We start from the raw sequence: 230 nt of genomic DNA, 5'->3' as shown, positions 1-230 counted from the left end.
GTGCGGATGCTGGATTCCCTTGATTTGCGCGAGGGGGTGCGACTGCTGGGCGTCGGGGTATCGAATTTCGCTACGTCGGCTCAGGAGGAACTTTTCGTCGTTGACGATGAGGGGAGGCTGCTCGACGAACCCGAGGTGACCGAGGAGATCACCCCCATCCAGCCGGGACCCTTTGGCCGACGTCGATCTTTTGGCGGGCGAAATTGGCCTCCTGGGGTTGACCTCATTCA

At 60.9% G+C, this 230-nt stretch carries 1 protein-coding gene; it reads left to right on the top strand.

The genetic code is table 11. The annotated features are described in order from the left end of the window. On the top strand, positions 1-230 hold a 230-nt coding region (locus MXD60_RS26530; RefSeq protein WP_248822425.1), incomplete at both ends, for a hypothetical protein.

Source organism: Frankia sp. AgB32 (assembly GCF_023243045.1).
Lineage (GTDB): Bacteria > Actinomycetota > Actinomycetes > Frankiales > Frankiaceae > Frankia.
Note: the sequence above shows the minus strand (reverse complement) of the source record. Positions and strands in the feature narration are given on the sequence as shown.